This is a genomic window from Brucella grignonensis, assembly GCF_002252505.1.
Classification (GTDB): Bacteria; Pseudomonadota; Alphaproteobacteria; order Rhizobiales; family Rhizobiaceae; genus Brucella; species Brucella grignonensis.
This window is the reverse complement of record NZ_NNRL01000161.1, coordinates 1-25,692: the sequence shown is the minus strand read 5'-3', so window position 1 is coordinate 25,692 and position 25,692 is coordinate 1. Positions and strand designations below refer to the sequence as shown.

The window sequence follows — 25,692 nt, the reverse complement described above, 5'->3', positions numbered from 1 at the left end:
TGGCGACACGCTTTCCGCAAGCTCATGGACGACCTGCGCATACGCTTTGAAGACCTCAAGGATATGCTGATGGTCCGCATCGGCAAACGCCGGAAGCGTCAGAGGCCAACTCCCATCGTGCCTGACGGAAGTGTAACCGGCACGGCGCTGGTGATCGTGATCGCGATCATGACCTTTCTTGCCTGTCTTACCCTTGGTGGCGTGACTTTGGTGCGTGCTTCGGCAGCCCAGTGGCAGAGCCAGATTGCGCGCGAGGCGACCATCCAGATCCGTCCTGTCGATGGGCTCGATATGGACAAGGCGCTGCAGGATGCAAGCGGTATTGCTCGCGGTTTTGCGGGCGTCAAAGACACCAGTATTATCGGCAAGGATGCGACCGCTCGCTTGCTTGAGCCATGGCTTGGCAGTGGTCTCAATATCGATGAATTGCCGGTTCCGCGTCTGGTTGTTGTGACGATTGACGAAAATGCGCCGCCGGATTTTGAAACCATGCGCGCTGAAATCACCCGCGCCATTCCGAGCGCAAGTTTTGATGACCATCGCACATGGGTCGACAGACTTGTTTCCATGGCGAATACGACGGTGCTGATTGGTACGGGCGTCTTGTCGCTTGTGGTGGCAGCAACCGTTCTGACGGTTATCTTTGCCACCCGTGGCGCCATGTCCGGTAACGGGCATATCATCGAGGTTCTGCACTTCATTGGCGCGGAATCGAAGTTCGTCGCGCGCGAATTTGAATGGCATTTCTTCCGCACAGCTCTTAAAGGCGCGCTGTTTGGTGGCATGGCTGCCATGTTGGTATTCTTCGTCTTCTCGTGGTGGGCGTCGCGACATATGGGAACACCGGCTGCCGACCAGGCTGCTGCGATGTTCGGCAATTTTGCCATTGGGCGTGATGGCTATATTGGCGCAGCTGTGATCATCATTCTGGTGAGTGTGCTGACCATGCTGACAAGTCGTCTGACCGTTGTTCGCCAGCTCTCCACGATGGATGGTCCGGGAGTGCGAGCCGAATGACCGCCTTTTTTGCCAATACCGATCGGAAATCACGAATTTCCGGTAATTTTCCGAGTTATCGCCGCAATGATGGCTATGATAACAAGGTGAGTGAACGCAAGGTTCAGCAAACGGTATTGGCGGGGCGTTCGGAAAGCATTGATGCGGCTGCAGGCAGTGAGGCAAAGGCGGAAGCGCATAGGGGCGTTGTGGTGTGGCGCCGCAGCCGCACAACAGATGCGCCGTCTGCACTTTCGGCATCCATACTTGCGTTGGCCGTTGGTAAATTCATATGGTCTGTCCTAATGCGTATATTTCGACGACTTCAGCCCATTTCCATTGTGCTTTTTCTGGCCCTTGTCGCTTTTTTGATTGGCTTTGTTGCCTTCAGCGAGAAAGTCACCAGCATGCAGTCGCCTGTGTTGGGTGAGCCGGCCGATGCGATTGTCGTTCTGACGGGCGGGCAATCACGCATACAGGCGGCGCTTGATCTTTTGAAAGGGAAACAGGGCAAGCGCTTGCTGATCAGCGGCGTTCATCCATCCACCACGGAAAAATCATTGCAGCGTGCCACACATACCGAACAAAGCCTGTTTGAATGTTGCGTGGATCTTGACCGTTCTGCGCTCAACACTGTGGGAAATGCGACCGAAAGCGAACGCTGGATCCGCGCCAACAACTACCATCGTGTGATCGTCGTCACCAATAATTACCATATCCCGCGCAGCATCCTTGAGATGTCATATCGGATGCAGGATGTAGAATTTGTGCCCTATCCAGTGGTGAATGGCGAAAAGCGCGCTCATAGCTGGGTGGCTGAGGGCGATACACTCAGAGTCCTGTTCATTGAATATGTCAAATATCTGGGAGCTGCTCTTCGTGTTGCCGGGGCGAAGCTATTCGGCAATGCATTCACTCCCGATCTTAGCTGATACTGAATTGATCAACTGGCACCGAGATTTCCTTATGGAAAAAGTTGAGCTTCCTGATATATCGGGTGCCGCTGCTTTCATGGAAAAGCTCCCAGTTTCTTTTACCTGATCTATTCGCGTCAAACCGATACGAAGGCCAGGTTTAACCAAGGTTCTCGCCGATACGATGCTTCTCTATCTGCGCTCCATTCTGTTCAATCTGGCTTTTTACGTCGGCACTCTCGTGCAGATGATCCTCTATACGCCGTTCTATTTTCTGCTTCCGCGCAAGAAGGCCTGGATTGTTCCCAAGACCTGGGCACGGGTTAATCTTTGGCTTCAGAAATATATTGCTGGCACCGATTATGTGATCGAAGGCCTCGAGAATATTCCTGAAGGTGCTTATATCGTGGCGCCCAAACATCAGTCGGCCTGGGACACCTATGCTTTCCTGCCGCAGCTCGATGATCCGGTTTTGATCCTCAAGCGTGAACTGATGCGGATACCGCTCTTTGGCTGGTATGTTGCGAAGATGGAAATGATCCCGGTTGATCGTGGATCGCGCGTCAAGGCACTGCATTCCATCACGAAAGGCGCGCAGAAGGCTATTGCCGAAGGTCGGCAGATTCTCATCTATCCTGAAGGAACGCGTCGTTCGCCGGGTGCGCCACCGCAGTATAAATATGGCATCGTGCATCTCTATGAAGCGCTGAATCTTCCGGTTCTGCCGATAGCGCATAATGCCGGGCTTTACTGGCCGCGCCGTAAATTCCTGCGTTTTCCGGGGACTGTCCGTTGCCGTGTGCTGCCGCTTATTCCGGCTGGCCTCGAAAAGGAAGAATTTCTGCGTCGACTGATCGATACGACGGAAACGGCCTGTGACGAACTTCTGGTCGCGGCAAGTCGCGACGCCAATGCTCCGCCCATGCCGCCAACAGCCGTTCAACGGCTGAAAGAACTGGGTGAATAATCACTAAATCGAACAAATAACCTGATCGCGTTCTATTCCATTCAAGAGAACGACAATTCGTCGCGTTTTATTGAACTTTCGTTTTTCTTGCACGGAAACATGAAACCCGTTATCAGAGCGCGACACGAAAGGACCCATCATGAATATTGATGCTATCTCCATCGGCAACAATCCGCCAGAAGACGTCAACGTTATTATCGAAGTGCCGGTCGGTGGACAGCCGATCAAGTACGAGATGGACAAGAAGGCTGGCGCCCTGATTGTGGACCGCTTCCTCTACACACCTATGACCTATCCGGGCAATTACGGCTTCGTGCCGCACACGCTTTCGGAAGATGGCGACCCGATTGACGTTCTGGTTTGCAACACCCGTCCGCTGGTTCCTGGCTGCGTGATCAATGTTCGCCCAATCGGCGTTCTGGTCATGGAAGACAATTCTGGCAAGGACGAGAAGATCATTGCAGTTCCTTCGCCAAACCTGACGCAGCGTTATGCCAAGGTGCATGATTATTCCGATCTTCCGGAAATCACCCTGAAGCAGATCGCGCACTTCTTTGAGCACTACAAGGATCTGGAACCCGGCAAGTGGGTCAAGATCGGCGATTGGGGCGACGAAGATTACGCGCGCAAGTTCATCGTTGAAGCGATTGAACGCGCCAAGGGCAAATAGTTAGCCTCGCAAAATTGAACAAAAACGCCCGGATGAAAGTCCGGGCGTTTTTGTTTGATCTGTTCTGAGCGTTCCCTAAAGAAGCACGGGAAGCAGCGTCGTCCACATGAACTGACGGATGAAGAAGATAATCAGCAGCACGACAATCGGCGAAATATCGATGCCGCCGAGATTGGGCAGGATATTGCGAAGCGGGCGCAGAACCGGTTCGGTTACTTTGTAAAGAAACTCGCCGATTGAAGCCACGAAACGGTTGGAAGAATTGACGACGTTGAACGCATAGAGCCATGAGAAAACGGCACTAGCGATAATGATCCAAGTATAGATATCGAGCGCCAGATCAATGGTGCGGAACAATGCGATCATATAAGTCTCCTTGGCAATCGGAGCGGCGCAGATCAGAAACTGACCCAGCAAGACCACTCCAACCCTTTGAATCTCTGCATCGTATTGTCCAAAATCCAGTCAGGCTCCGGAGCGATGCTTTAGCCGAGATGTAGCGGTTGCTTTGGGCAAGAACAAGGGCAAGCCGTGCAAGCAATGCAACTTTAATATCCATCGGATGCTGGCAGGAGAAAACGGGCACATTTTCTTCAGTTGCAGCCAGAGGTTTCTGCGCCGTGCGTTCAGGCGCCAATTTGTCTGCGATATTCGTCGGGCGTGATACCCATCAGTTTGCGGAACATGGCGATGAAAGCCGATGCGCTGGCATAGCCAAGGTCAAGCGCCACATGTTCGACCTTGGCCCCCCCTTCGAGCAGCGGCATGGCTTTCAGCGTTCTGAGACGCTGTTTCCATTCAGGAAAGCTCATGCCAAGCTCCTGCTTGCAGCGGCGCATCAGTGTCCGCTCGGATGTATTGGCGACCTTTGCAAGATCGTGAAGTGTACGATTGTCGCTTGGATCGGCTTCCAGGATAGACAGGATTTTTTGCAGGGCAGGGTCGGTGCTGGAGGGTAGATAGGATCCGGCACATGGAGCAATCGCCAGTTGGTCGAGTAGTGTATGCAGCAGTCGCGTCTCCTGTGGTCGCTGCGGTTGCGATGGTTTCTTCATACGCAGATGTTCAAGCAGGGTGCGGATCAATGGATTGAGATTAAGCGCGCAGGCTTTGGCTGGAAGATCGGCGCAAAGTTCTTCGGTCACATAGAGCGAACAGTAGCACACTTCCTGACGATTGAGGCCTTGATGCTCGATATGCGGTGGAAGCCATATTCCATATTGCGGTGGGGCCAAGAGATGACTGTCGCCAATACGCACTTCCATCACACCAGTGAAGGAATAGACGAACTCCCCCCAATTATGGCGATGCATAGGGTAGCGTGCAGCCGGCGGCATGCAGGCTGTTCGAAAGAACAGCGGCTCCGGCAAAGCTTCCGTAAAAGGAGGTTGATGCGTGGCTTCTAGGGCGATTACCGCCATTATGGCAATCCTGCGCTAAGGTTTGTCAGTTTTAAGCTATATACTCTATACCTGACAAGCGTACACCTATTGTTCGGAATAATCACGAGGATTCGGACAATGGAGCGCAAGCCCGTCGACATGCATGCGTTTGGAATGATGCTTCTCGTTTGCATCAGCCTTGGCTTGCAGCAGGTGCTGTTGAAATTGACAGCTGCGGATATTTCGCCCTTGTTCCAGATCGCGCTGCGTTCGGGTGTGGGAGCTGCATTGATAGCCGCGATCATGATCGCGCAGCGTGAAACACTGACGATTGCCAATGGTATCTGGAAACCGGGCTTACTGGTCGGTTTGCTGTTTGCGCTTGAATATCTGTTTCTGGGGGAGGGGTTGCGGTTGACCTCAGCCGCTCATGCCGTGGTTTTGCTTTATACAGCACCACTTTTTGCGGCACTGGGTTTGCATGTTCTGGTGCCAACGGAGCGTCTGACGACCATACAGTGGGTCGGTATCGGCATCGCTTTTGCAGGCATAGCAATCGCTTTCCTCATTCGCGGTGAGGCTGTCCATGGCGATTTCCGCGCCATGCTTGTTGGCGATGGGCTCTGCCTGCTTGCCGGAATAGCGTGGGGCGCAACGACCGTCGTGGTCCGTGGCTCGCGTCTCGCAGCGCTGCCAGCGAAGCAGACCTTGCTCTATCAGCTGCTCACAGCTTTCGTGACCTTGTCAGTTGCCGCGTTCCTGATGGGACAGGCTGAGATCAGCTGGAATAGGATGGTGATAGGAAGTTTCGCCTTTCAGGCCGTGATTGTCTCGTTCGCGGTGTTCCTGATCTGGTTTCAGCTTCTGCGAATTTATCGGGCGTCCCAATTGGGTTCGCTCTCTTTCATGACACCAATTTTCGGAGTGATTCTGGGCGCGATTATTCTGGGCGAACCTATCGAAGCCAGCTTCGTTGTGGGTACGGTATTTGTGATAACGGGCATTATGATCGTGAACGGCAAAGAGGCGCTGGTCGTTCATTTTCGCCGATACAGGCAGAGTTGATCAGGCCGTGTCGTGTTTCTGCCGGTTCACTTTGTTGCAGATCAGATCGTTGACGTGTTCCAAGGCATGATCGCGCACGCGCATATTGCGCAGATGCGCAAGTGTGTTGGAGACATAGTCGACATTGGCACCGGAATCGCCCTGCGCAGTAGCAACTATTGCGGCAGCATCCTCGGCTTTGAGGGATCCTGCATATTGAATGTGGCGCCGGTCGGCAACATAGGTGACGGCTTGCACATCACGACCGTCTGCCAGACGCAGGCGCAGCCATTTCTCGTGATAGACATGATTGGACATTTCGCGCTCACGCAGATAGATCATGACCTCATTGGTCATCTCGCCGGGTACGCGGAAGGCAATGCCGAGGCAGGAACCGCCAGCATCCAGACCAAGCACGAGGCCAGGTTGATCAGGTGTTCCGCGGTGGACATGGGAATAGATGCAGAGGCTGCGGCGATATCCGTGCAGGCGTGCGCGCATGGTCTCGACATGGGCAAAGCCGGGCCGCCACATCAGTGAGCCATAACCGAATACCCAGAAGTCGTTCATTCGCTGATCGTCAGTGCGCCTTGTCATGATGGGAATCAATATATGGTCAATTATGGCGAGTTTTTATCGGTATTCTCAGGATATCCCGCATTTTTTGATCGGCGAAACTTCACAAGACTCAATCCTGCCATAATATAGCCACCTGTTGGGGACAGCAGAACAGATGATGATGGTTTGGGCTCCAAAATGCCCTGTGCTTTGTCAACGCAACCAAGTATCTGATTGAAAGAGGCTTTTTCAATGGCGCATGCTGGAATTGAACCCACGAAATCCAGAAAGCGCCCAATCACGATCGCAGTTGTCGCTCTGGTGCTTGCTGTTGCCTACACGGCGGGCTGGTTCTATGTGGCAGACAAGATCGAGGCACGTGCAAAAGCTGATATGGCCAAGCTTGCATCGCAAGGCGTCGGTGTTCAATGTGAAGATCTGCACACAGGTGGCTACCCGCTGCGTGTGAATGTGGTTTGCGCCAGCATTTCATGGCGGAAGCCCTCCGAAGGCATGTCATTGCGTGCTGGCCGCTTTACGTCCGGTTCTCCGGTTTATGCGCCACGTTCGCTGAGCAACGAATTATCGGGTCCCGCCTTTGTCGAGTTTCCTGGCATCCAGCCTCTTGAGATCAATTGGAGCAAGTTCACCTCCAATACGCGTCTTGCACGCCCATTTCCGACCGAGATTGAGTTGAATGCGCGTGACGTCAGCGTCGGGGTGCGTACGGAAACCACGACCACAGAACCGATCAGCAAGCTTGAGCAGATGAATCTTCGCATGAGCAGCGAAGATGACCAACTCAAGATCAATGGGCGCTTTGCAGCACTGAAGCTTGAACCCTATGTGATCGGGCATGCCAAAAGCCCCGAGATTGACGGGCTGGTCGATATAGCGATTGCCGATGCCGCGACCTTCCTCGCGCCAAGCCCGTCGCCGTTCAATGAACGGATGCGCGGTCATAGCGGCGTGATCAATCAGGCGTTCCTGTCCATGCCAAACGGGGCAGTGCTTTCCATTGCGGGTCCGTTTTCGGTCGATATGGAAGGCGAGATTGATGCGGACCTCAAAGTCACGATGGTCAATCCGCAATCTTTCGCGCAGGCGGGACAGACAGTCTTCCCTGAACAGGGCGGCAACATTGCCACCGTTCTTTTTGCTCTTTCCGCCATGCCGAAAGACGCAAACGGCAATCCCGTTCTCGAGATCGCCGTTCGTAAGGGAAGAGCCAGTGCTGGGTTTATACCGCTCGGTCGACTGCCGAACCTGTAAAGCGTAGTCTTACTTCTGTTCGCCGGGATGGGTGGCTGCCTGACGACCAAAGTCCGGCGCATCGACTTCCTGACCCGCATCAATGATGCCCCGTCGCACGGCGCGCGTGCGGGTGAAGAGGTCAAACAAAGCCTCGCCGTCGCCCCAACGGATCGAGCGCTGCAAGGATGCTAGATCTTCTGAGAACCGTGCCAGCATTTCAAGGATTGCATCCTTGTTGTGCAGACAGACGTCGCGCCACATGGTTGGATCGGAAGCTGCCAGACGGGTAAAGTCACGGAAGCCCGAAGCCGAATATTTGATGACTTCTGATTTCGTCACCTGTTCCAGATCGCTGGCTGTGCCGACGATATTATAGGCGATGATATGCGGCAGGTGCGAGACGATGGCCAGCACCAGATCGTGATGCTGTGGGTCCATCTGATCAAGACGCGAGCCGCAAGCTGTCCAGAAGGCAGAAAGCTTGTCGATTGCCGCCTGATCGGTGTCGGGCAAAGGCGTGAGAATACACCAGCGATTGGTGAAGAGCTCAGCAAAGCCTGCATCCGGGCCGGAATATTCAGTCCCCGCCAGAGGATGGCCGGGAATGAATTGCACGTTCTCCGGCAGCTCTGGCTGCATCTGCGCAATGACCGATGCCTTGGTCGATCCGACATCGGTGACGATGGCGCCCGGCTTCAGGCTGCCAGCAATCTGCTTTGCAACTGTACCAGACGAGCCGACCGGCACCGATACGATGACGAGATCGGCGTCTTTGACCGCCTCGGCACTGTCGGTCGAATAGCTGTCGCCGAGGTTTAACTCCTCGGCGCGCTTCAATGTTTCGGCACTGCGTGTGGCGATGGCGATATGATCGGCCAAGCCTTCGCGGCGGATAACGCGCGCCAGCGATGAGCCTATAAGGCCGATACCGATGAGTGCGACTTTTTCAAAATGGACCGTGGACATTATCTTACTTCAAAAACTCGGTAAGAGCAGCCACAACGCCACGATTGGCTTCTTCTGTGCCCACCGTCATGCGCAGCGCATTTGGGAAGCCGTAGCCGCCAACACGGCGCAGGATGTAGCCGCGCTTTGAAAGCCACTCATCCGCCTTGTCTGCCGAATGTGCAGCATCGTCGGGGAAGTGCATGAGCAGGAAGTTCGTCACCGATGGCGTGACACGAAGCCCAAGCCTGGTGAATTCTTCGGTCAGCCACGACAGCCACTTCTCGTTATACTCAATCGACTTCACGACATGGGCGCGGTCGCGGATTGCGGCGGCACCAGCAGCAATTGCCGCCGAGTTCATGTTGAATGGGCCGCGGATACGGTTAACCGCATCGATAACGTGCAGCGGTGCATACATCCAGCCGATACGCAGACCCGGCAGGCCGTGAATCTTCGAGAAAGTACGGGTCATGACGACGTTTTCGTTCGATGACACCAGTTCAAGGCCGGATTCGTAGTCGTTGCGGCGCACATATTCGGCATAGGCAGCATCGAGCACCAACAGAACATGCTTTGGCAGGCCTGCATGGAGGCGACGCACTTCCTCAAACGGCAGATAAGTGCCGGTCGGGTTGGCAGGATTGGCGATGAAAACGATCTTGGTGCGCGGAGTAACGCCAGCAAGGATCGCATCGACATCGACACGTTCGTTTTTTTCCTTGACGGTTACGGGTGTTGCACCCGCTCCCATCGTCTGGATCTTGTAAACCGCAAAACCGTGTTCGGTGATGAGTGTTTCATCGCCAGGTGCCAGATAGGTCTGGCAAATGAGGCCGAGCAATTCGTCGGAACCGTTGCCGCAGATAATGTTACCAATGTTGAGACCCTGAGATTCAGCAATCGCTTCGCGCAGCGCTATGGCCTGACCGTCGGGATATGTCGCGAGATGATCGGCCCAGTGTCGATAGGCCTCGACCGCATGCGGGCTGGGGCCGATCGGGGTCTCGTTGGAGGAGAGCTTGTAGACCTTTGCGACGCCTTCAACATGTTCCTTGCCGGGCACATAGGCTGCGATATCGAGCAGGCCTGCCTTGGGCTGGGGACGGGAGAGGTTCTGCATATTGGTCATGATTTGGCTCCGCCAAAAGGACTGTGTTTAAGGTTACGCAGCGGGCATAAACCGCCGCCGCGTTCAAGTCGAGAAAAACCTTACTGTTAGGCTCAGGACCCATTAATTTAATGGAAATGGCACATGAAATGACAAGAGCTGCAAGGAAAGACGCGAAGAACGGGGTGGTTCCCCGTCTGAGCGGCTTGACGCGGCAGATCGCCAAGTCATTTCAGTGTCCGGAGGATGTGGTCCATCCGTCCGGCTACTTTGTCGAAATGGCTTGAAAATAAAGCATATTTCCGTCGCCTTTTCTCCTCGTATCCAAACGGATGGTCTCACACCATTTCCGTCAAATTAATGAGTCCTGAGCCTAAAGATTGCAACGTCATGTTTTGGGTTCTTTTGGTGCGGCTTTTCTCAAACCGCTGACCGGAGAGCCATGGGGCGCAAGCACCGGCACAAAGACACGCCGCGATGAACGTTGGGCGACAGGCAGGCCCTGATAGAGCCGCTTCTGAGCTTCCACAACCAGAACGCCTGAAAAAAGCGGCCAGAGCTTCCGCCCTAACCCCTCAACCGCCATACAGGGGCGCATTATCCAGCGCCGCTTCACAGGTGGAAAATGCAACGCATTGCTGATGGTATTCACCGTGAAGTTGGCTTCGCGCAGCAAGGCTGTCAGCTGTGTACTGCTATAGGGGCGACCGCTGCCAAACGGTGTCCAGTCGAGACGTGCCCAGACGCCGCGCCGGTTTGGCACGACAATAACCAGCCTGCCATTGGGGGCAAGCACACGCCACATTTCTTTGAGCGTTTCAGCAGCATTTTCCGCATATTCCAGAGCATGGACCATCAGAATGCGGTCGATGGAGGAATCGGGCAAAGGCAGTTCTTCATCGAAAACCAGAGCCGTTGTGGATTTTTCCGGTGAGGGCCAGGCAATCGCGCCTTGTCCGGCAGGCATGAAGGCAAAGCTGCGTTCCGTATCAGCACTGAAACGATCCAGATAGGGCAAGCTATAGCCAAGGCCAACCAGCCGCTCACCCGGCACACGCGCCCAAAGTGCGGAGAGCGCCATGCGAATAGAACGCTCGGTCAGATGGCCGAGCGTCGTGTCGTAAAAGGAGCGCAGTTCAATAATGTCTGGATGCATGATGGCCACGCTATAACAAATCAATGAAATGGCAAATGATTATGCTTCCTTTGATTGTTCTGGAAGAGGGCAATCCAAAATGGTGCAATTCTGAGAAAGCATGATATAGAGCGTGCCTTTCAAAGCCATGTTAGGCTTATTTAGCAGGAGAAGCGGCAGATGCCTGAAGTCGGCGGCAAAACAATCGATGTGCTGTTTAGTTCGGAGGAAATTGCCGCGCGCAATCTCGAGCTTGCGAAGGATATCGCCGGACATAAGTTTCATAATCTGCTGACGATTTCGATCCTCAAAGGCTCGTTCATTTTCGCAGCCGATCTTATTCGTGCGATGCACGATGCCGGGGTTGAACCGGATGTCGAATTCATCACCGTTTCAAGCTATGGCAAGGGCACGACCAGCACCGAAGTGCGCCTGTTGCGTGATATCGACAGCGATGTGCGTGATCGTGATGTACTGCTGATCGACGATATTCTCGAATCCGGCAAGACGCTTAAATTCGTGCGCGAACTGATGCTCGAACGCGGTGCGCGCAGCGTGAGCATTGCCGTATTGCTCGACAAGAGCGTGCGTCGCAAGGTTGATCTCGATGCGGATTTTGTTGCCTTTGAATGCCCTGACTATTTTGTCGTCGGCTATGGCATGGATGTAGCGCATTCGTTCCGGCAGCTGCCTTATGTAGGCCACGTTCAGGACTAACCGATATTTGGCGCATTTTTTACGCATTATCCTACGCAAAACCGCTTCGCACTTTTGCCGGAAATGCTCTAACGGCCTGCAAATAGCGCTTTGCTATGCTTCCGGTGCTCATGTACGAAAAAGTACATCCCGCTCCGGTTCTCGCAAATCACTATTTTCGGCACGTCATAACCAAAATCTCTCGCGGCTATTCGCGAGCGTTTTCAGCATTTAAATTCCGGAAACTGACTGTGCTTTGATCAATCGAACTGCAGCAGTCGCTGGAGATATTCCTTCTCCATCTGTGGCGTCAGTGCGTTGCCAAGCTTGCGGCGGATTTCATCGAGAATTTCACGCGCGCGCTGGATATCGATCTCGCCGGGAATCTTGACGTCATTATCGTTTGACATGCCATTGCCTTGCTGTCGACCCAACGGATCGCGACCATTCTGGCTATTCTGCCTGCTTTGTCCCTGACCATCCTGTCCCATGGCCTGCTGCATTTTTTGCATCATATCGCGGCCACCGCGGCGAAGGGCTTCCAAAGCGCTGCCTTGCTGGTCGCCCGCTTCCGAGCCTTCGCTGCGGCCAAGCGCATCGGCGGCATTGCCCATCGATTTTCCTGCATCGGAAAAATCCTGATTGGGGTCTATGCCCAAGCCCTTGAGGTCTTCGTTGAACTTCTGCAATTCCTGCTGGAGCTGTTGCTGCTGCTGTTGAAGCTTGCGCATGGCTTCCGCCAAATCTGAAGGCGTATTTCCGGGCTGGTCACCTTGGCCTTGCTCCTGTTGCGATTCGCCTTGTCCCATAGGACCGTTGTCGCCAGGAAGCTGGTTATCTCCATATTCGCCTTCGCCGCTGCCATATTGCTGTTGTTGCATCTGCTGATCGAGTTTGAAGGTCTCGTTCATCATCTGCTGCTGGCGGCGCATCAAATCGCCAAGCTTGTTCATCTGCTGCTGCATCTGATTGGCCTGACCCTGGCCCTGGCCTTGCTGACCCGGTTGCGCCTGCTGTCCCATCTGCAGATTGTTCATCATATCCTGCAATTGCGACAGAAGCTGTTCTGCCTGATCGCGCGATCCCTGACGTGCCAGATTTTCGATCTGATCCATCATGCGCTGCAAATCCTTTTCGGTCAGCATGCGTGCATTTGGATCGGGAGGTGTATTGCGGGCATTGGGATTTTGCTGCTGACGCTGGGCAAATTCACGCAGGAATTGCTGCATTGCCTCCCGCAATTCTGCAGTCAGTTTATCGATTTCTTCCTGCGAAGCGCCGTTCTGCAACGCATTGCGTAACGCTTCCTGTGCTTGACGCAGACGCTTTTCGGCTTCAGACAGATTGCCGTCTTCAATGCCCAGTGCCACCTGCCACATATAATCTGCAGTATCGCGTAGCGCATCGTCGCCGGTGGCCAGACGCAGTCGTGTGCGGATCGTCACGAGACCCAGATAATGGGCCGTGTTTTTGATGGTTTCTTCCGGGCGGATCATCAGTGCTGAAAGCATGTCGCGCACATGATCGCGTTGGGTTGCATCAAGTGCCAGTATGCGGCGCTGCTCTGCAACTGCTTTCGCAAGCGGATTGGAGAACGGACGTTCCGGCAACTTCATGATCTTGGTTTCGCTGCGACCGGTCTTGCCGTTTGCATCGGTTACAACGAGTGTGAGCGCTACTTCCTGACCAGCCCACGGATGTTCGGTCAGGTCTTTGGTAGTGGTTGCTTCTTTGGTCCCGCGACGCGGCAACGCAAGAGGCAGCTCCGGCGCGTCATACAGAGGGGCGACTTCCTCGTCCTCGTGATCCATATCAAGAGGAACGATTTCACCATAGGCTTTGGCCGGGCCATAATCGTCGGTGATTTCATAGGCAAGCTGCAAAGTGCCATTCAGCGCATGGCCCGGTTCTTTGGTGAACCGAATGGTTGGCGCATTGTCTGGCGTGACAGCAAAGGTCCAGCGCGCATCGATTCCGGACAGGGCAAGTGTCTGGTCCTGCTGCAGATCATAACGGAAGTTGCGGCTGCCATCGACAATTGTCGGTTCCTCCGTTGCGCCCTCTTTGGGCTCGATCTGGGGCGCAACTGGCTGTATCTCGCTGCGATGGCCGGTCGAATCCGTTGTGGTCAGTCGTTCCGAACTGCCGCCAATAACACGGATGTTGACGATACTGCCTTGCGGAACGGTGATCGGTTTGCCGACATTCGCTTCATCAAACGTTGTGCTCAGAAACACCGGTGCACGACCTGTATAGTGCGGTGGTGTTACCCAGGCATCGATGCGTGCAACGGCTGTCGGGCTACCTGCGCGGATATGAAACGCATCGGCAATGCGCCCGCTATTGGGACTGAGGCTATAAGCGGAAGCAGTCACAAACAGCAGAGCCACGATTGCTCGCACTGCAAAAGGATCGCGTTCTGGAATGTGCGGACGCGGAACACCCGATTGCAGGTTTTTGAGCCGCTCAGCCATGCGGCGCTTGTGTTCCTGCCAGAGAGCGATGGCAAACGGATCTTTGGTGCCGGTTGCCATTTGTCCGCTCTGCACAGCCAGCGGCTCGTGGATCAGACCATTCACGTCCTCAATACGAGCTGTGACGTCGTCTTCATTGGGGAGGCGAAAACGGAAGGGCAGATAAAGTGCAACAAGACCAGCAAAGGCAAAGAGCCCAAGCACGCCGATATGCATTAAGCGCGGCATCAGCGTGAAAAGTCCAAGCCAGCTCACGCTTGCAAAAAGGGCAATCAGCAGAATCAGCGGCAAAACGAGCGGCCACAACCGCTCGAAACTGATTGTCAGAAAGCTTTGCAGATGAAGGCGGCGCAAAGCAGCACCATCGCCGGAAAACAGGCGGAAAAACGCATCGCGCTTGCGGATTGGCAAGTCTTTGCTGTCTTTTTTCTGCTGTGTCATCTGGACTTTCTGATGCGTGTTCCAGTTGCGATTTGCATCATAGGATAACACGCATCATGGCAAAGGCGAGGCTTTGACCGGAATTTATAACCAGTCAGGCACGGAATCGAGCGCAAGCAGCTCTTCATAGGTCCGGCGTGGACGAATGACATGATAACGATCACCATCGACCAGCACTTCCGGAATCAGAAGACGGCTGTTGTAGGTGCTCGACAGAACCGCGCCATAAGCGCCAGTCGTGCAGACCGCTATCAGATCACCCGGAGCAGGTTTTGCCACTTCACGGTCAAGGCCGAGATAGTCGCCGGTTTCGCAGACCGGGCCGACAAAATCGGCGCGAATGCGAGGCGCACTATCTTTCGTTTCCTTGACAGGTTTGATGTCGTGGAAGGCTTCGTAAAGGGTTGGGCGAATGAGGTCGTTCATCGCCGCATCAACGATGACGAAGTTCTTGGCATCGCCTTCTTTGACGAAAATCACTTCCGTCACCAGAAGACCGGCATTGCCAACGATCAGACGACCCGGCTCAAACACGGTTTTGAGACCCAGCGGCTTGATGTGCTTTGCGACGATTTCAGCATAGGCAACCGGCAGCGGTGGCGGGTTGTTATCGGTACGATAAGGGATGCCCAAGCCACCACCGACATCGACATGGCGGATATTGTGACCATCGGCCTGCAATTCCTTCACGATCTGAGCCATCAGCGCAAAAGCATTGTCGAAAGGCTCCAGATCAATGATCTGGCTGCCGATATGCATATCGATGCCAACGACATCGATTCCGGGCAGGCTCGCGGCGCGCGCATAGGCCTGACGCGCTTTTACGCGCGGAATGCCAAACTTGTTTTCGGACTTGCCGGTCGAGATTTTGGCGTGTGTCTTGGCATCGACATCCGGATTGATGCGCAAGGATACGGATGCAACCTTGCCAGCTTTGACTGCCCGGGCGGAAAGAATTTCCAGCTCCGGTTCAGACTCGACATTGAAGCAGTAGATGCCCGCTTCCAGCGCAAAATCCATTTCATGCGGGGTTTTGCCAACGCCTGAAAACACGATCTTGTTTGCTGGAATACCGGCGGCCAGAGCACGGCGAATCTCGCCTTCTGAAACCGTGTCGGCGCCGGCGCCAAGCTTGGCAAGTGTCTTGAGTACGGCCAGATTGGAGTTCGCCTTCAACGCATAGGTGACCAGCGTTTCCATACCCGCAAAAGCTTCACTGAAGACGCGGAAATGGCGCTCGATGGTCGCGCGGGAATAGACGTAGAAAGGCGTGCCGACCTCGTTTGCGATTTCAGGCAGGCTCACATTTTCGGCGTGAAGGACGCCGTCGCGATATTCAAAATGATTCACGGGAAACAGTCCCTGCTTGATCAGAGATTGGAGCATAGTCCGACCGGAGTGAAACGAGAATCGGTAAGATATGCTTCAGGTAAAAGACTTTAGAGCACGTTTCGATCCGATTTTATCAGATCGAGATGAGCACTCAAAGAATCTTGTCGAGGATAAAGGGCTTGTCTTCCTTCGGTTTCTCGACTGTGCGGCCCTGATCGTTGGTGATCATCTGGGCAGGCGGTGGCTCAAGCGGGCCTTTTCGTCCGCAAGCGGCAAGAGTAGCAGCAAGGGCTGCGATCAGAAGCACGGAAGAAATGGCGGAGCGGCCTGTCATCAGCTTTGGTTCCCGGAATGTGTCTATGGGTCAGGTCTAACCCAAAATATCTGAAAGTGAAATCACTCCTTCAGGAGTGACCTCACTAAGATGCTCTGCTCAGGCTTTTGCAATGCGCTTTTTCCAGTAACGGATCTGCCGGCGCACTTCCTGTGGCGCGGTTCCGCCGAAGGACTGGCGGCTCTTGACCGACTTCTCAACCGTCAGATAGCCGAAGATCGCATCGGTAATGCCCGGATTGATCGATTGCAGATCTTCGAGCGAAAGCTTCGAAAGGTCGACCTTTTTGCTTTCAGCCAGAGCCACAGCGCGGCCTGTCACGTGGTGAGCATCGCGGAATGGCAGCCCGAGTTCACGCACCAGCCAATCGGCCAGGTCGGTCGCAGTCGAGTAACCGGAACCGGCGGCTTTTTTCATGGATGCGACATTGATGGTCAGGTCGCGCACCATGCCGCTCATTGCAGCGATTGCGAGCTCCAGATTTTCGGCAGCGTCGAAAACCTGTTCCTTATCTTCCTGCATATCCTTGGAATAAGCGAGCGGCAGACCCTTCATGATGGTAAGAAGGGCAACAAGCGAACCGTTGATGCGGCCGGTCTTGGCGCGGACCAGTTCTGCAGCATCCGGGTTCTTCTTCTGCGGCATGATCGAAGAGCCGGTCGAGAACGCATCCGACAGGCGCACGAAGTTGAACTGCGGCGTCGACCAGATGACGATTTCTTCTGCGAGACGCGACAGGTGACCAGCACAGATGGCTGCAAGCGACAGGAATTCGAGCGCATAGTCACGGTCGGAAACGCTGTCGAGCGAGTTGCGGGTTGGTTCACGGAAACCAAGTGCTTTCGCGGTCATGTGACGATCAATCGGGAAGCCGGTGCCTGCAAGAGCCGCCGCACCCAATGGTGATTCGTCCATGCGTTCAATCGCGTCACGTACACGGGAAAGGTCGCGGCCGAACATTTCCACATAGGCCATGCAATGGTGGCCGAAAGTGACGGGTTGCGCGGTCTGGAGATGCGTGAAGCCCGGCATGACGGTTGCAGCATGTTCTTCTGCACGCTCAAGGAAGGCTTCAATCAGGCCTTTCAGTGCTACTGCAGTCTTCTGCATCTCCTGCTTGACCCAGAGACGGAAATCAACGGCCACCTGATCGTTGCGCGAGCGGGCCGTGTGCAGACGCCCAGCAGATGCACCAATAAGATCGGCAAGGCGCGCTTCGATATTCATGTGAATATCTTCGAGCTTACGCGAGAAGGTGAATTTTCCGTCCTCGATTTCCTTGAGGATGGTTTTCAGGCCTTCTTCAATCTTTTTATGGTCCTCTGCCGCAATGATGCCTGTCTTTGCCAGCATGGCAGCATGGGCGAGCGAGCCCTGAATATCCTGCGCATAGAGCTTGCGGTCGAAACCGATCGATGCATTGATCTCTTCCATGATCGCATCGGGCCCTGAGGCAAAACGGCCGCCCCACATCTGATTGCTTGCTTTTTGTTCGCTCATGCTCGTATGCCTCGGATACATGACTTAAGGAAAAGTGACGCGCGATGGCAGAAGACAACGATAAGGCAAAGTCAGGCAATCGGAAGATCGTCCTTCTTGCAGCTCTTGCCGGTGTCATTGCCGGTATCGGGGCGGTATACGTGATGGAACTGCCTTCTGGCAATGCACCTGATAGCAATGTTTCGGCGACGAGCACTGTTTCTGCCCAAAGTGACGAAGCTTCCGCACAATGTGCGTTGAAAGCAGATTCCCTGAAGAGCCTTGATGCTGCTGCAACTGGCACCGTAGCCGCCATGCGCGCGGCGGAAAAGCCGATTTCAGTCGCGCATATCGCTTTCACCGGTCCTGATGGCAAGATGACTACGCTCGGCGATTATAAGGGCAAGACGCTCCTCGTGAATCTTTGGGCGACGTGGTGTGCGCCTTGCCGCGAGGAAATGCCGGAACTCGACAATCTTCAGGCGAAAAAGGGTGGCAGTGATTTCGATGTCGTTGCCATTAATATTGATACGGGTTCTGACGAGAAGCCGAAAAAATTCCTTGAAGAAATCGGCATCAAGAGCCTGAGCCTCAACCGCGATGCGACCATGTCGAGCTTCAATGAATTGAAGCGCAAGAATCTGGCATTTGGTCTTCCGGTGACGCTGCTGGTCGATAAGGAAGGTTGTCAGATTGCCTCGATGAATGGTCCTGCTCCGTGGGACAGCCCCGACGCAATCAGGCTGATCGAGGCCGCGCAAAAACTTTAGCTAGAGCGCCGGGCGTCCTATTGGACGCCCAAAGGTCGCTCTAACCCTTTAATGTCAGAGCATAATTTCACATTCAACTGATTCAAGTTTAAGGAATTATGCTCTAGACAAGTAACGTATTCGGTGGCTTCCTCTTTTTTGAGAGAGAGGAAGTTGCTCATGAGTGTTGAAGTCTGGCTGGCATTTTCTGCCGCATCCATCGTGCTTCTGATTATACCGGGACCGACGGTTTTGCTGGTGGTGTCCTACGCACTTGGGCAGGGTTGGAAAGCAGCACTTCCCATGGCTATCGGTGTGGCGCTTGGCGATTTCACCGCCATGACGCTGTCGATGCTGGGGGTTGGCGCATTGCTTGCAGCATCGGCCACGATTTTTACCGCCGTCAAATGGGTTGGTGCTGCCTATCTTATCTGGCTCGGTATAAAGCTGTTTCGAGCCGGTGGCACGATGAATGCCAAGGCGCGACATGATCAGGTGAAACCAGTCAGAATGCTGCTTCATGCGTGGCTGGTGACCGCACTTAATCCAAAAAGCATCACGTTTTTCGTGGCTTTCCTGCCGCAGTTCTTAAGCCCGCATCGCGATTTTGTGACACAGATGCTGGTCTTTGAAAGCACGTTCCTTGTGCTCGCCTTTCTCAATGCCTTTACTTATGCGCTGATTGCCACGCGTGCACGACGCTTCTTTGCCAATGAACGCGCTTTGCGCATCTTCAACCGGGCAGGTGGGACAATGCTGATCGGGGCAGGGATAGCGACCGCCTCGATGCGATCATCCTGATTTAAAGCCGGAGCGTTTCAGCTGGACGATTGCCAGTTCAAGCGCGGATAAGAAGGCTGAGCGGTCTTTGGGCGAGAACGGTGCTGGGCCGCGCGTGACTTCGCCTGCCGAACGCAGTGAATCCATCAGGTTGCGCGTGGCGAGCGTATTGCCGATGGTGCTTGCCGTGTGCACTTTTCCATTGGGGGCTATGACCGAGGCACCCATTGCAATCGACCGGCTCGCAAGCGGAATATCTGCGGTGATCACAACCATGCCCGGTCGGGAATTTTCTGCGATCCAGTCATCTGCTGCATCAAGCTTGTCGGAAACGACAATACGCTCGACACGTTCTGCGTCGCGCGGGATGGCGATATAGCTGTTGGCGACGAGAACCACGGGCAAGCCATGGCGCTCGGCAACACGATAGATTTCAGCCTTCACCGGACAGGCGTCGGCATCGACGAGAATGCGGATTGTGTCGTTTTGAGCGTCCATGCCGTTTCATAGGTGGATGAGACGCATTTGGCAAATTGATCGCAGCAATCAGATTTATGTGATGGTCTAATAGCGCCAAGAAGACTATTGCAGGCGGCAAATAAGAAAGTCTCAGTCAAAGTCCCTGTCATGGCCACTCGCTTTTTTCCCATCATGTTTGTCCTGCTTTGGGCTACCGGCTTTATCGGTGCCGGGCTCTCCATGCCCTATGCGGAACCGTTCAGTTTCATGGCGGTGCGGTTTTCCATCGCAGCCGTGATCATGATTCTCTGGGCATTGGTGAGCCGTAGCGTTTGGCCCCGCGGCAAGGTTTTGATGCACGCAGCCATTGCTGGCTGCCTTATTCATGGTGTCTATCTTTCGGCTCTGTTCTGGGCTGTGCATCACGGATTGCCCGCAGGCATGTCCGGACTTGTTGCGGGTCTTCAACCAATGCTGACGACGCTGATTGCAGCCCTTCTTCTGGGTGAACGTGCCAGTGGGCGGCAATGGCTGGGCCTTCTGGTCGGCTTTCTGGGCGTTGCCATGGTGGTCTGGCCGAAGTTTTCAGCTGGCAATGGTGTTGATCCGCAAAGCCTGTGCGCGGCTTTTGTGGCTGTTCTGGCCATCAGCACTGGTACGGTTTGGCAAAAGCGTTTCGGAACAGCAGGCGATCTTAAGGCTGGAACCGCCGTGCAATATATTGCGGCGGCGGCATTGACCGCGATTGGGGCTTTCGCCTTTGAAACACGTGTGATGATCTGGTCGCCGGAGCTTATCTTTGCGATGGTCTGGCTGACGCTTGCTATTTCCATCGGAGCCATTCTGGCGCTGCTGGTGATGATCCGTGAAGGTGCCATGTCGAAGGTGGCGTCACTGTTTTATCTCGTGCCGGGCACGGCTGCGATCATGGCCTATCTGATTTTCGGCGAAACACTCAGCCCCATCCAGATTGCAGGCATGGTGGTGACGACGCTTGGTGTCGCGCTGACGACGCTTCGCAAATAGTCATTCTATATTGAGTTCGGGCTGCTGGTGGCGTTTGCGGAAATTCATGATCGCGGCATTGATTTCCGCGCCGATGATGAAGATTGCTGAGAGCATGTAGAGAAAGACAATCGCCACCATAATCGAGGCAAGGCCCGCATAGGTGGTGACATAGCTTGCAAAGGTCTCAAGATATTTTGCGAAGGCGGTTGCGGCCGCAAGCCAGGCAATCAGTGTGATGCCGATGCCCGGCAGAATGTCGCTCAGACGTCGCCGCCCGGCAGGCAGCCAGATGTGTACGATAAAGAGCGCAAGCACCAGAACGATCACTGCAATCGTGTAGCGCCAGATAGCAATCGTGCCAGTGAAGGGCGCAATGTCTGGAAACCATTGCTCGGCAAGGCGTACCGCAAGAGGTGCGAGAACCAGCAGAAAGCTGATTGCCATGAGACTGATCGTGCCAATAAGCACAAAGCCTAAACTTTGCAGGCGGCAGAAAATAATCGAGCGCTGGTCACTTACCCGATAGGCACGGTTGAGCGACATACGCAGTGCTTCCACGCCGTTGGACGCAAAATAGGCGGCTGCGATCACACTCACAGTCAAAAGTCCACCACGCTGAACGGTCAGAACGTTCATCACTTCATTGGCGATAGGACCTGCAATATTGGAGGGCCACATGTCGAAAATGACATGCACAGCCGTATTGGCAAATTCCTTGGTACCCAGAAAGCTGGCGAGCGACGTTGCAAAGATCAGAAAGGGGAACATTGCCATCAGCCCGGACAGGGCGATATGAGAGGCAAATGCCCAGCCATCGTCGCTGCTGAAATGTCCATAAACATCGAAGGTGATCTGACGGAGAAAACGCCTTACTTTTCGCATCCGCAGATTTGCCCCTCTCGGTCCGGTTATTTGAATTCAAGGCCTTAAATCTAGTATCGAATTGGGAAATGCAAGGGGCGGGATGTTTTAAACCGGTTGCGAATCAAGCAGTCTGATCAAAGTATCGCCGCAGGAAACACGCTATGATCTCACAAAATGCAAAGCGCAGCATCCTTATAACCGGCTGCTCGTCCGGTATCGGTGCCTATTGTGCCGAGGCTTTGCACAGGGCCGGTTGGCGCGTGTTTGCGACGGCACGCAAGGATGAGGATATTGCAGCGCTCAAAGCCAAAGGGCTTGAGGCTTTCTACCTCGATTACACAGAACCGCAATCAATCGAAGCGCTGGTCGATGAAGTGCTGCGCGCAACCGACGGCACGCTCGACGCGCTGTTCAACAATGGTGCTTACGCACAGCCCGGCGCGATTGAAGATCTGCCGGTTGAAGCATTGCGTGCGCAATTTGAAGCCAATTTCTTTGGCTGGCATGATCTGACACGTCGCATCGTTCCGGTGATGCGTGCGCAAGGGCATGGCCGCATCGTGCATTGTTCTTCCATTCTCGGGCTTGTGCCGATGAAATGGCGCGGCGCTTATGTGGCATCGAAGTTTGCGCTCGAGGGTCTGATGCTCGCCCAGCGTATGGAGCTGGAAGGCTCCGGTATTGAGGTTTCGATGATAGAGCCGGGACCGATTGCCTCGCGCTTCACCTATAATGCTGCCATGCATGCACGGGCCAATATTGACCTTGAACATTCAGTGCATCGAGAACTTTACCAGCGTCAGATGGCGAAACTCGATGATGGTGGCACGAAGTCTAAAAACAAGCTTGGCCCGGAAGCGGTTTACGCGGTACTTGTGCATGCATTGGAGGCGCCCAAGCCGCGTCCGCATTATGCGGTTACGCGACTGGCGAAACTGGGTATTCTGGCACGACGCCTGCTGCCGTCGCGCTGGCTCTATCGAATGCTGTCCGACCAGTCTTGAAAACAGAGATGGCGGATTATGGGAGAAAATAAATGGACTTTCTGTTCAAGGCTGCGGCCATGGTGGCCATGTTCGCAGTGGCAATTGTGCTGATTATTGGTCTGCGCAACATGATGCGCGGTGGTGACGGCAACTTCTCCAACAAAATGATGCAGCTGCGTGTCTTCCTGCAGTTTGTTGCGATCGTACTGATCGTCGCAGCTGTATATTTCGCGCGCCAGACCAGCGGCCAGTAAACATGGTTAGGCTCAACAAGATTTATACACGCACAGGCGATGACGGCACCACGGGTCTCACTTCGGGTCCGCGCAGGTTGAAATCCGATCTGCGGGTTGAAGCCTACGGCACGGTTGATGAAACCAATGCCTGCATCGGTTTGGTGCGACTTCATACAAGCGGTGAAGATCATGCTCATATCGATGCGATGCTTGCGCGTATCCAGAACGATCTGTTCGACCTTGGCGCTGATCTTTCTACGCCCGATGATGGCAAACCACTTGCCTATGAGCCGCTGCGCATCGTCGCTTCGCAGGCCACACGGCTTGAAGCCGATATCGATCAGTTGAACGCGGATATCCCGCCGCTGCGTTCGTTCATTTTGCCTGGAGGCTCGCCTGCTTCAGCGGCGTTGCATCTTGCGCGCACCGTTTCCCGCCGTGCCGAACGGCTGATGGTACAGCTTGCAAAGACCGAAGGCGAAGTGGTTTCTAAGGAGGCGCTGCAATATATCAACCGCCTCTCCGATTTCCTGTTTGTCGCCGCCCGCGCCGTCAATGATAATGGCGCAAGCGATGTTTTGTGGGTGCCGGGACAACACCGCTAGTTCAGACTCCGCGCTTGTTGCCCCAGATCAGTACATGAAGCTGCGGCAACACATGGGCTTCGAACCAGCGATCCGCCATAACTTTGTCGATCAGCCATTCCATACGGCGCATGATGCCGCCCATGTCGATGCGGGCATCATTATCTTCGGGCGGCGGGGGCGTATGATTGCCGGGCTGAAGGTAGACGGCCAAATGCGGGTGACGTGCTGATGCGGCTTTCGCAAAGGCATAATCTGCATCATCAAAGACCACGAATTTCAGCACTGTCCGGGGTTTCGATCCTGCTGCATCAATGGAAGCTGCGAGCGCACCCCAATCCGTCTCCATGCCACTTGAAGGTGGCTTCGGACTGAGCACCAACGTATCGAGTTTGGCAAACCAGTCTTTTGCCACCGATCCCTGAGTTTCAAGCGCAAAGCGATAATCTTGCGCGTGACCATGATCGATTAGTGGTCCCAATGGCTGAATGGCTGGATTGCCGCCAGAAAGTGACACCGTTATGGGCTTTTTACCCGAAAGTGCCGTCACTTCGTGCCATATGGCTTCAACGCTCATCGGTTTCCAGTCATGGCGAAAGCGGCTTTCAACAGCGTGCAGACTGTCACACCATGCGCAGCGGTAGTCACAGCCGCCCGTGCGTATGAAAACAGTCGGCTCGCCGCTCAACACACCTTCGCCCTGAATGGTCGGACCGAAAATCTCGCTGATGCGGATTTCGGGGCTGGCCTTCATGATCGACTCTCGGGCCGATACTCTGCCCATGTCTTAGGCGTTTCGCTGACCCTTACCGCTGTGACTTCCTGCCAGCGTGTCTGGCACCAGTCATAAAGATGGCGCGCCAGAAACTCTGCCGTCACGCGATTATGCCCGAGCACATCGTTAAGATGGCGGTGATCGAGCTCATCATCGATATAGCGCTTGAGTGGTGCCAGCTCGTGATAATCGCGCACGAAACCATGCTCATTGAGATCGGCTGCCGACAGTTCCACTTCAACGATGTAATTGTGCCCGTGCAGCCGTGCACATTGATGATCGGCAGGCAGTTCGGTCAGCTGATGCGAAGCGGAGAAATGAAATTCCTTGGTGATGCGATACATCAGGCGTTCCTCTTCTCAATGGCTGCGCGCCAGAAGTCGGCATCCTCATAGCGGGTGGGATCTGCGACACCTGCCAGATGGAAGGCCTCGCGACGTTCAACACAGGTGCCGCAACGCCCGCAATGATGCTCGCCGCCCTTGTAGCAGGACCACGTCGCTTCAAACGGCGCCTCGTATTTTGCACCGTCTGAAACGATGTCGCTTTTTGACTTGTGCACATAGGGCGCAAGCACCCGAATATCGGCATATCCTTCCAGCGCATGGTTCTGCATGGTCTGGAAAGCGTCGATAAAGCCGGGACGGCAATCGGGATAAATGAAGTGATCGCCGCCATGAACTGCAAGCGCCACGGCTTCGGCCTTTTGGGCCGCTGCCACACCAAAGGCAATCGCCAGCATGATGGCATTGCGGTTGGGAACGACGGTGATTTTCATCGTTTCCTCGGCATAATGGCCGTCAGGAACATCGATATCATCCGTCAGGGCCGAGCCGGTTAGGCTCGCACCGATTGGACGGATGTCGATGGTTTGATGGGGCACATTGAGCCGCTTTGCGCAGGCTTCCGCAAAGCTCAGTTCCTTTTTGTGCCGCTGACCATAATCGAACGAGATAAGGCCAGTGAGCTGATGTTCCGCTGCGATTTTGTGCGCGAGCGAAACGGAGTCCAATCCGCCGGAGCAGATGACAAGCGTCTTCATAGTTTGAGTCCTTGTTTTGACCGGGTAGGCTGCGACCGGATGTTTACGCGGCTCTCCTAGCGCATGAGACCGGGCTTGTAAACGCCATGAAAATGCGAGGAGACGCGCGTAAAAGAAAACTATCAAAGGGCGTCAAACCAACAAGACAAGACCTGACAAACGTTAGTGCAGAAACGGAATGACTATCTGTCAGAATAAATTCATTTAAATCGATATTGCCGCCCTTCCGCGATTGACGTGCACGTCAACCGTCTTTAGGTTTCGTGCCGGTTCCTGATGTTGCGGGGAAGTGCCGGTTTCTCGGCGCTTCTGTCAGCAGCGTTTTCATGTCGGTTTCTGACATGCGGGCAAAGATTCACGGCGGCATAGTCGTGCCGCAAAAGTCATTGAAGAGGTAATCGCGGATGAAAGTCCTTGTCGCAGTAAAGCGGGTTGTAGATTACAACGTAAAGATCCGTGTTAAGGGAGATGGTTCGG

Annotated in this window: 28 protein-coding genes; 13 read left to right on the top strand and 15 right to left on the bottom strand. The window is 54.4% G+C overall.

The window, feature by feature from the left end; genetic code table 11:
• Nucleotides 1–24: 24 nt before the first annotated feature.
• The 4 genes from CEV33_RS12485 to ppa all read left to right on the top strand — a co-directional run bounded on the left by CEV33_RS12485 (nt 25) and on the right by ppa (nt 3,547).
• A complete protein-coding gene (locus CEV33_RS12485) occupies nt 25–1,017 on the top strand; it encodes a cell division protein FtsX (protein ID WP_374816946.1) in 993 nt (330 codons plus the stop codon).
• Nucleotides 1,014–1,928, top strand: coding sequence for a YdcF family protein (locus CEV33_RS12480; RefSeq protein WP_094540780.1), 915 nt, complete (start codon nt 1,014–1,016; stop codon nt 1,926–1,928). Before CEV33_RS12485 ends, CEV33_RS12480 begins: the two co-directional genes overlap by 4 nt.
• Before the next feature lie 166 nt (nt 1,929–2,094).
• Complete coding sequence (locus tag CEV33_RS12475) at nt 2,095–2,877, top strand: lysophospholipid acyltransferase family protein (RefSeq protein ID WP_094540779.1); 783 nt, start codon at nt 2,095–2,097, stop codon at nt 2,875–2,877.
• Between the two features lie 139 nt (nt 2,878–3,016).
• The gene (ppa, locus tag CEV33_RS12470; protein WP_007872105.1) at nt 3,017–3,547 is read left to right on the top strand and encodes an inorganic diphosphatase; all 531 of its coding nucleotides are present in this window, start codon (nt 3,017–3,019) and stop codon (nt 3,545–3,547) included.
• A gap of 75 nt (nt 3,548–3,622) precedes the next feature.
• On the opposite strand, the gene CEV33_RS12465 is transcribed toward ppa, so the two are convergent.
• Nucleotides 3,623–3,913 carry a YggT family protein gene (locus CEV33_RS12465; RefSeq protein ID WP_094540948.1) on the bottom strand — a complete coding sequence of 97 codons (291 nt, stop codon included), beginning with the start codon at nt 3,911–3,913 and terminating at the stop codon, nt 3,623–3,625.
• A gap of 260 nt (nt 3,914–4,173) precedes the next feature.
• Entirely contained in the window at nt 4,174–4,968 is a 795-nt protein-coding gene (locus CEV33_RS12460) for an AraC family transcriptional regulator (RefSeq protein ID WP_094540778.1), read from the bottom strand.
• A 99-nt stretch (nt 4,969–5,067) separates the two neighbouring features.
• Between CEV33_RS12460 and CEV33_RS12455 the strand changes: the two genes are divergently transcribed.
• Nucleotides 5,068–5,994 carry a DMT family transporter gene (locus tag CEV33_RS12455; protein ID WP_094540777.1) on the top strand — a complete coding sequence of 309 codons (927 nt, stop codon included), beginning with the start codon at nt 5,068–5,070 and terminating at the stop codon, nt 5,992–5,994.
• Here CEV33_RS12455 and CEV33_RS12450 read toward each other — a convergent pair whose 3' ends face one another.
• Nucleotides 5,995–6,570 carry a gamma-glutamylcyclotransferase gene (locus CEV33_RS12450; RefSeq protein ID WP_094540947.1) on the bottom strand — a complete coding sequence of 192 codons (576 nt, stop codon included), beginning with the start codon at nt 6,568–6,570 and terminating at the stop codon, nt 5,995–5,997.
• 213 nt (nt 6,571–6,783) lie between these two features.
• Between CEV33_RS12450 and CEV33_RS12445 the strand changes: the two genes are divergently transcribed.
• The gene (locus CEV33_RS12445; RefSeq protein WP_094540776.1) at nt 6,784–7,803 is read left to right on the top strand and encodes a DUF2125 domain-containing protein; all 1,020 of its coding nucleotides are present in this window, start codon (nt 6,784–6,786) and stop codon (nt 7,801–7,803) included.
• A 9-nt stretch (nt 7,804–7,812) separates the two neighbouring features.
• Here CEV33_RS12445 and CEV33_RS12440 read toward each other — a convergent pair whose 3' ends face one another.
• From CEV33_RS12440 to CEV33_RS12430, 3 genes are all read right to left on the bottom strand, one after another.
• Nucleotides 7,813–8,751 carry a prephenate/arogenate dehydrogenase family protein gene (locus CEV33_RS12440; RefSeq protein WP_094540775.1) on the bottom strand — a complete coding sequence of 313 codons (939 nt, stop codon included), beginning with the start codon at nt 8,749–8,751 and terminating at the stop codon, nt 7,813–7,815.
• A 4-nt stretch (nt 8,752–8,755) separates the two neighbouring features.
• Nucleotides 8,756–9,862: a histidinol-phosphate transaminase gene (gene hisC / locus CEV33_RS12435; protein ID WP_094540774.1), complete on the bottom strand. Its 1,107-nt coding sequence runs from the start codon at nt 9,860–9,862 to the stop codon at nt 8,756–8,758.
• Nucleotides 9,863–10,229: 367 nt separating this feature from the next.
• Complete coding sequence (locus tag CEV33_RS12430; RefSeq protein ID WP_094540946.1) at nt 10,230–10,997, bottom strand: class I SAM-dependent methyltransferase; 768 nt, start codon at nt 10,995–10,997, stop codon at nt 10,230–10,232.
• Nucleotides 10,998–11,156: 159 nt separating this feature from the next.
• Here CEV33_RS12430 and hpt point away from each other — a divergent pair, with 159 nt between their 5' ends.
• The gene (gene hpt, locus CEV33_RS12425) at nt 11,157–11,693 is read left to right on the top strand and encodes a hypoxanthine phosphoribosyltransferase (protein WP_094540773.1); all 537 of its coding nucleotides are present in this window, start codon (nt 11,157–11,159) and stop codon (nt 11,691–11,693) included.
• A 239-nt stretch (nt 11,694–11,932) separates the two neighbouring features.
• Here hpt and CEV33_RS12420 read toward each other — a convergent pair whose 3' ends face one another.
• The 4 genes from CEV33_RS12420 to argH all read right to left on the bottom strand — a co-directional run bounded on the left by CEV33_RS12420 (nt 11,933) and on the right by argH (nt 17,753).
• Nucleotides 11,933–14,587, bottom strand: a complete 2,655-nt coding sequence (locus tag CEV33_RS12420; protein WP_094540772.1) for a TIGR02302 family protein — start codon at nt 14,585–14,587, stop codon at nt 11,933–11,935.
• 84 nt (nt 14,588–14,671) lie between these two features.
• The gene (gene lysA, locus CEV33_RS12415) at nt 14,672–15,937 is read right to left on the bottom strand and encodes a diaminopimelate decarboxylase (RefSeq protein WP_094540945.1); all 1,266 of its coding nucleotides are present in this window, start codon (nt 15,935–15,937) and stop codon (nt 14,672–14,674) included.
• A 133-nt stretch (nt 15,938–16,070) separates the two neighbouring features.
• Nucleotides 16,071–16,253 carry an LPS translocon maturation chaperone LptM gene (lptM, locus tag CEV33_RS12410; RefSeq protein WP_094540771.1) on the bottom strand — a complete coding sequence of 61 codons (183 nt, stop codon included), beginning with the start codon at nt 16,251–16,253 and terminating at the stop codon, nt 16,071–16,073.
• A gap of 99 nt (nt 16,254–16,352) precedes the next feature.
• Nucleotides 16,353–17,753 carry an argininosuccinate lyase gene (gene argH, locus CEV33_RS12405; RefSeq protein WP_094540770.1) on the bottom strand — a complete coding sequence of 467 codons (1,401 nt, stop codon included), beginning with the start codon at nt 17,751–17,753 and terminating at the stop codon, nt 16,353–16,355.
• A gap of 44 nt (nt 17,754–17,797) precedes the next feature.
• Here argH and tlpA point away from each other — a divergent pair, with 44 nt between their 5' ends.
• Entirely contained in the window at nt 17,798–18,502 is a 705-nt protein-coding gene (gene tlpA / locus CEV33_RS12400) for a thiol:disulfide interchange protein TlpA (RefSeq protein ID WP_094540769.1), read from the top strand.
• 159 nt (nt 18,503–18,661) lie between these two features.
• A complete protein-coding gene (locus tag CEV33_RS12395; RefSeq protein ID WP_094540768.1) occupies nt 18,662–19,282 on the top strand; it encodes a LysE family translocator in 621 nt (206 codons plus the stop codon).
• On the opposite strand, the gene CEV33_RS12390 is transcribed toward CEV33_RS12395, so the two are convergent.
• Nucleotides 19,274–19,759: a YaiI/YqxD family protein gene (locus CEV33_RS12390; RefSeq protein ID WP_024898589.1), complete on the bottom strand. Its 486-nt coding sequence runs from the start codon at nt 19,757–19,759 to the stop codon at nt 19,274–19,276. The genes CEV33_RS12395 and CEV33_RS12390 overlap by 9 nt on opposite strands.
• Nucleotides 19,760–19,888: 129 nt before the next feature.
• On the opposite strand from CEV33_RS12390, the gene CEV33_RS12385 reads away from it, so the two are divergent.
• Nucleotides 19,889–20,746 (top strand): DMT family transporter, encoded by an 858-nt coding sequence (locus tag CEV33_RS12385; protein ID WP_094540767.1) that lies wholly within the window; start codon nt 19,889–19,891, stop codon nt 20,744–20,746.
• Here CEV33_RS12385 and CEV33_RS12380 read toward each other — a convergent pair whose 3' ends face one another.
• Complete coding sequence (locus CEV33_RS12380; protein ID WP_094540766.1) at nt 20,747–21,610, bottom strand: YihY/virulence factor BrkB family protein; 864 nt, start codon at nt 21,608–21,610, stop codon at nt 20,747–20,749.
• A 143-nt stretch (nt 21,611–21,753) separates the two neighbouring features.
• On the opposite strand from CEV33_RS12380, the gene CEV33_RS12375 reads away from it, so the two are divergent.
• From CEV33_RS12375 to CEV33_RS12365, 3 genes are read left to right on the top strand one after another with little or no spacing between them, the layout of a single operon-like run.
• Nucleotides 21,754–22,596, top strand: a complete 843-nt coding sequence (locus CEV33_RS12375) for an SDR family oxidoreductase (protein WP_094540765.1) — start codon at nt 21,754–21,756, stop codon at nt 22,594–22,596.
• Between the two features lie 32 nt (nt 22,597–22,628).
• Nucleotides 22,629–22,832: a twin transmembrane helix small protein gene (locus CEV33_RS12370; RefSeq protein WP_024898593.1), complete on the top strand. Its 204-nt coding sequence runs from the start codon at nt 22,629–22,631 to the stop codon at nt 22,830–22,832.
• A 2-nt stretch (nt 22,833–22,834) separates the two neighbouring features.
• Nucleotides 22,835–23,419 carry a cob(I)yrinic acid a,c-diamide adenosyltransferase gene (locus CEV33_RS12365; RefSeq protein ID WP_094540764.1) on the top strand — a complete coding sequence of 195 codons (585 nt, stop codon included), beginning with the start codon at nt 22,835–22,837 and terminating at the stop codon, nt 23,417–23,419.
• Nucleotide 23,420: 1 nt separating this feature from the next.
• Here CEV33_RS12365 and queE read toward each other — a convergent pair whose 3' ends face one another.
• From queE to queC, 3 genes are read right to left on the bottom strand one after another with little or no spacing between them, the layout of a single operon-like run.
• A complete protein-coding gene (queE, locus tag CEV33_RS12360) occupies nt 23,421–24,152 on the bottom strand; it encodes a 7-carboxy-7-deazaguanine synthase QueE (RefSeq protein WP_374816838.1) in 732 nt (243 codons plus the stop codon).
• The gene (gene queD, locus CEV33_RS12355) at nt 24,149–24,517 is read right to left on the bottom strand and encodes a 6-carboxytetrahydropterin synthase QueD (protein WP_094540762.1); all 369 of its coding nucleotides are present in this window, start codon (nt 24,515–24,517) and stop codon (nt 24,149–24,151) included. The genes queE and queD overlap by 4 nt, the downstream gene beginning before the upstream one ends.
• Nucleotides 24,517–25,215, bottom strand: a complete 699-nt coding sequence (queC, locus tag CEV33_RS12350) for a 7-cyano-7-deazaguanine synthase QueC (RefSeq protein ID WP_094540761.1) — start codon at nt 25,213–25,215, stop codon at nt 24,517–24,519. The genes queD and queC overlap by 1 nt, the downstream gene beginning before the upstream one ends.
• Between the last annotated feature and the right edge of the window lie 477 nt (nt 25,216–25,692).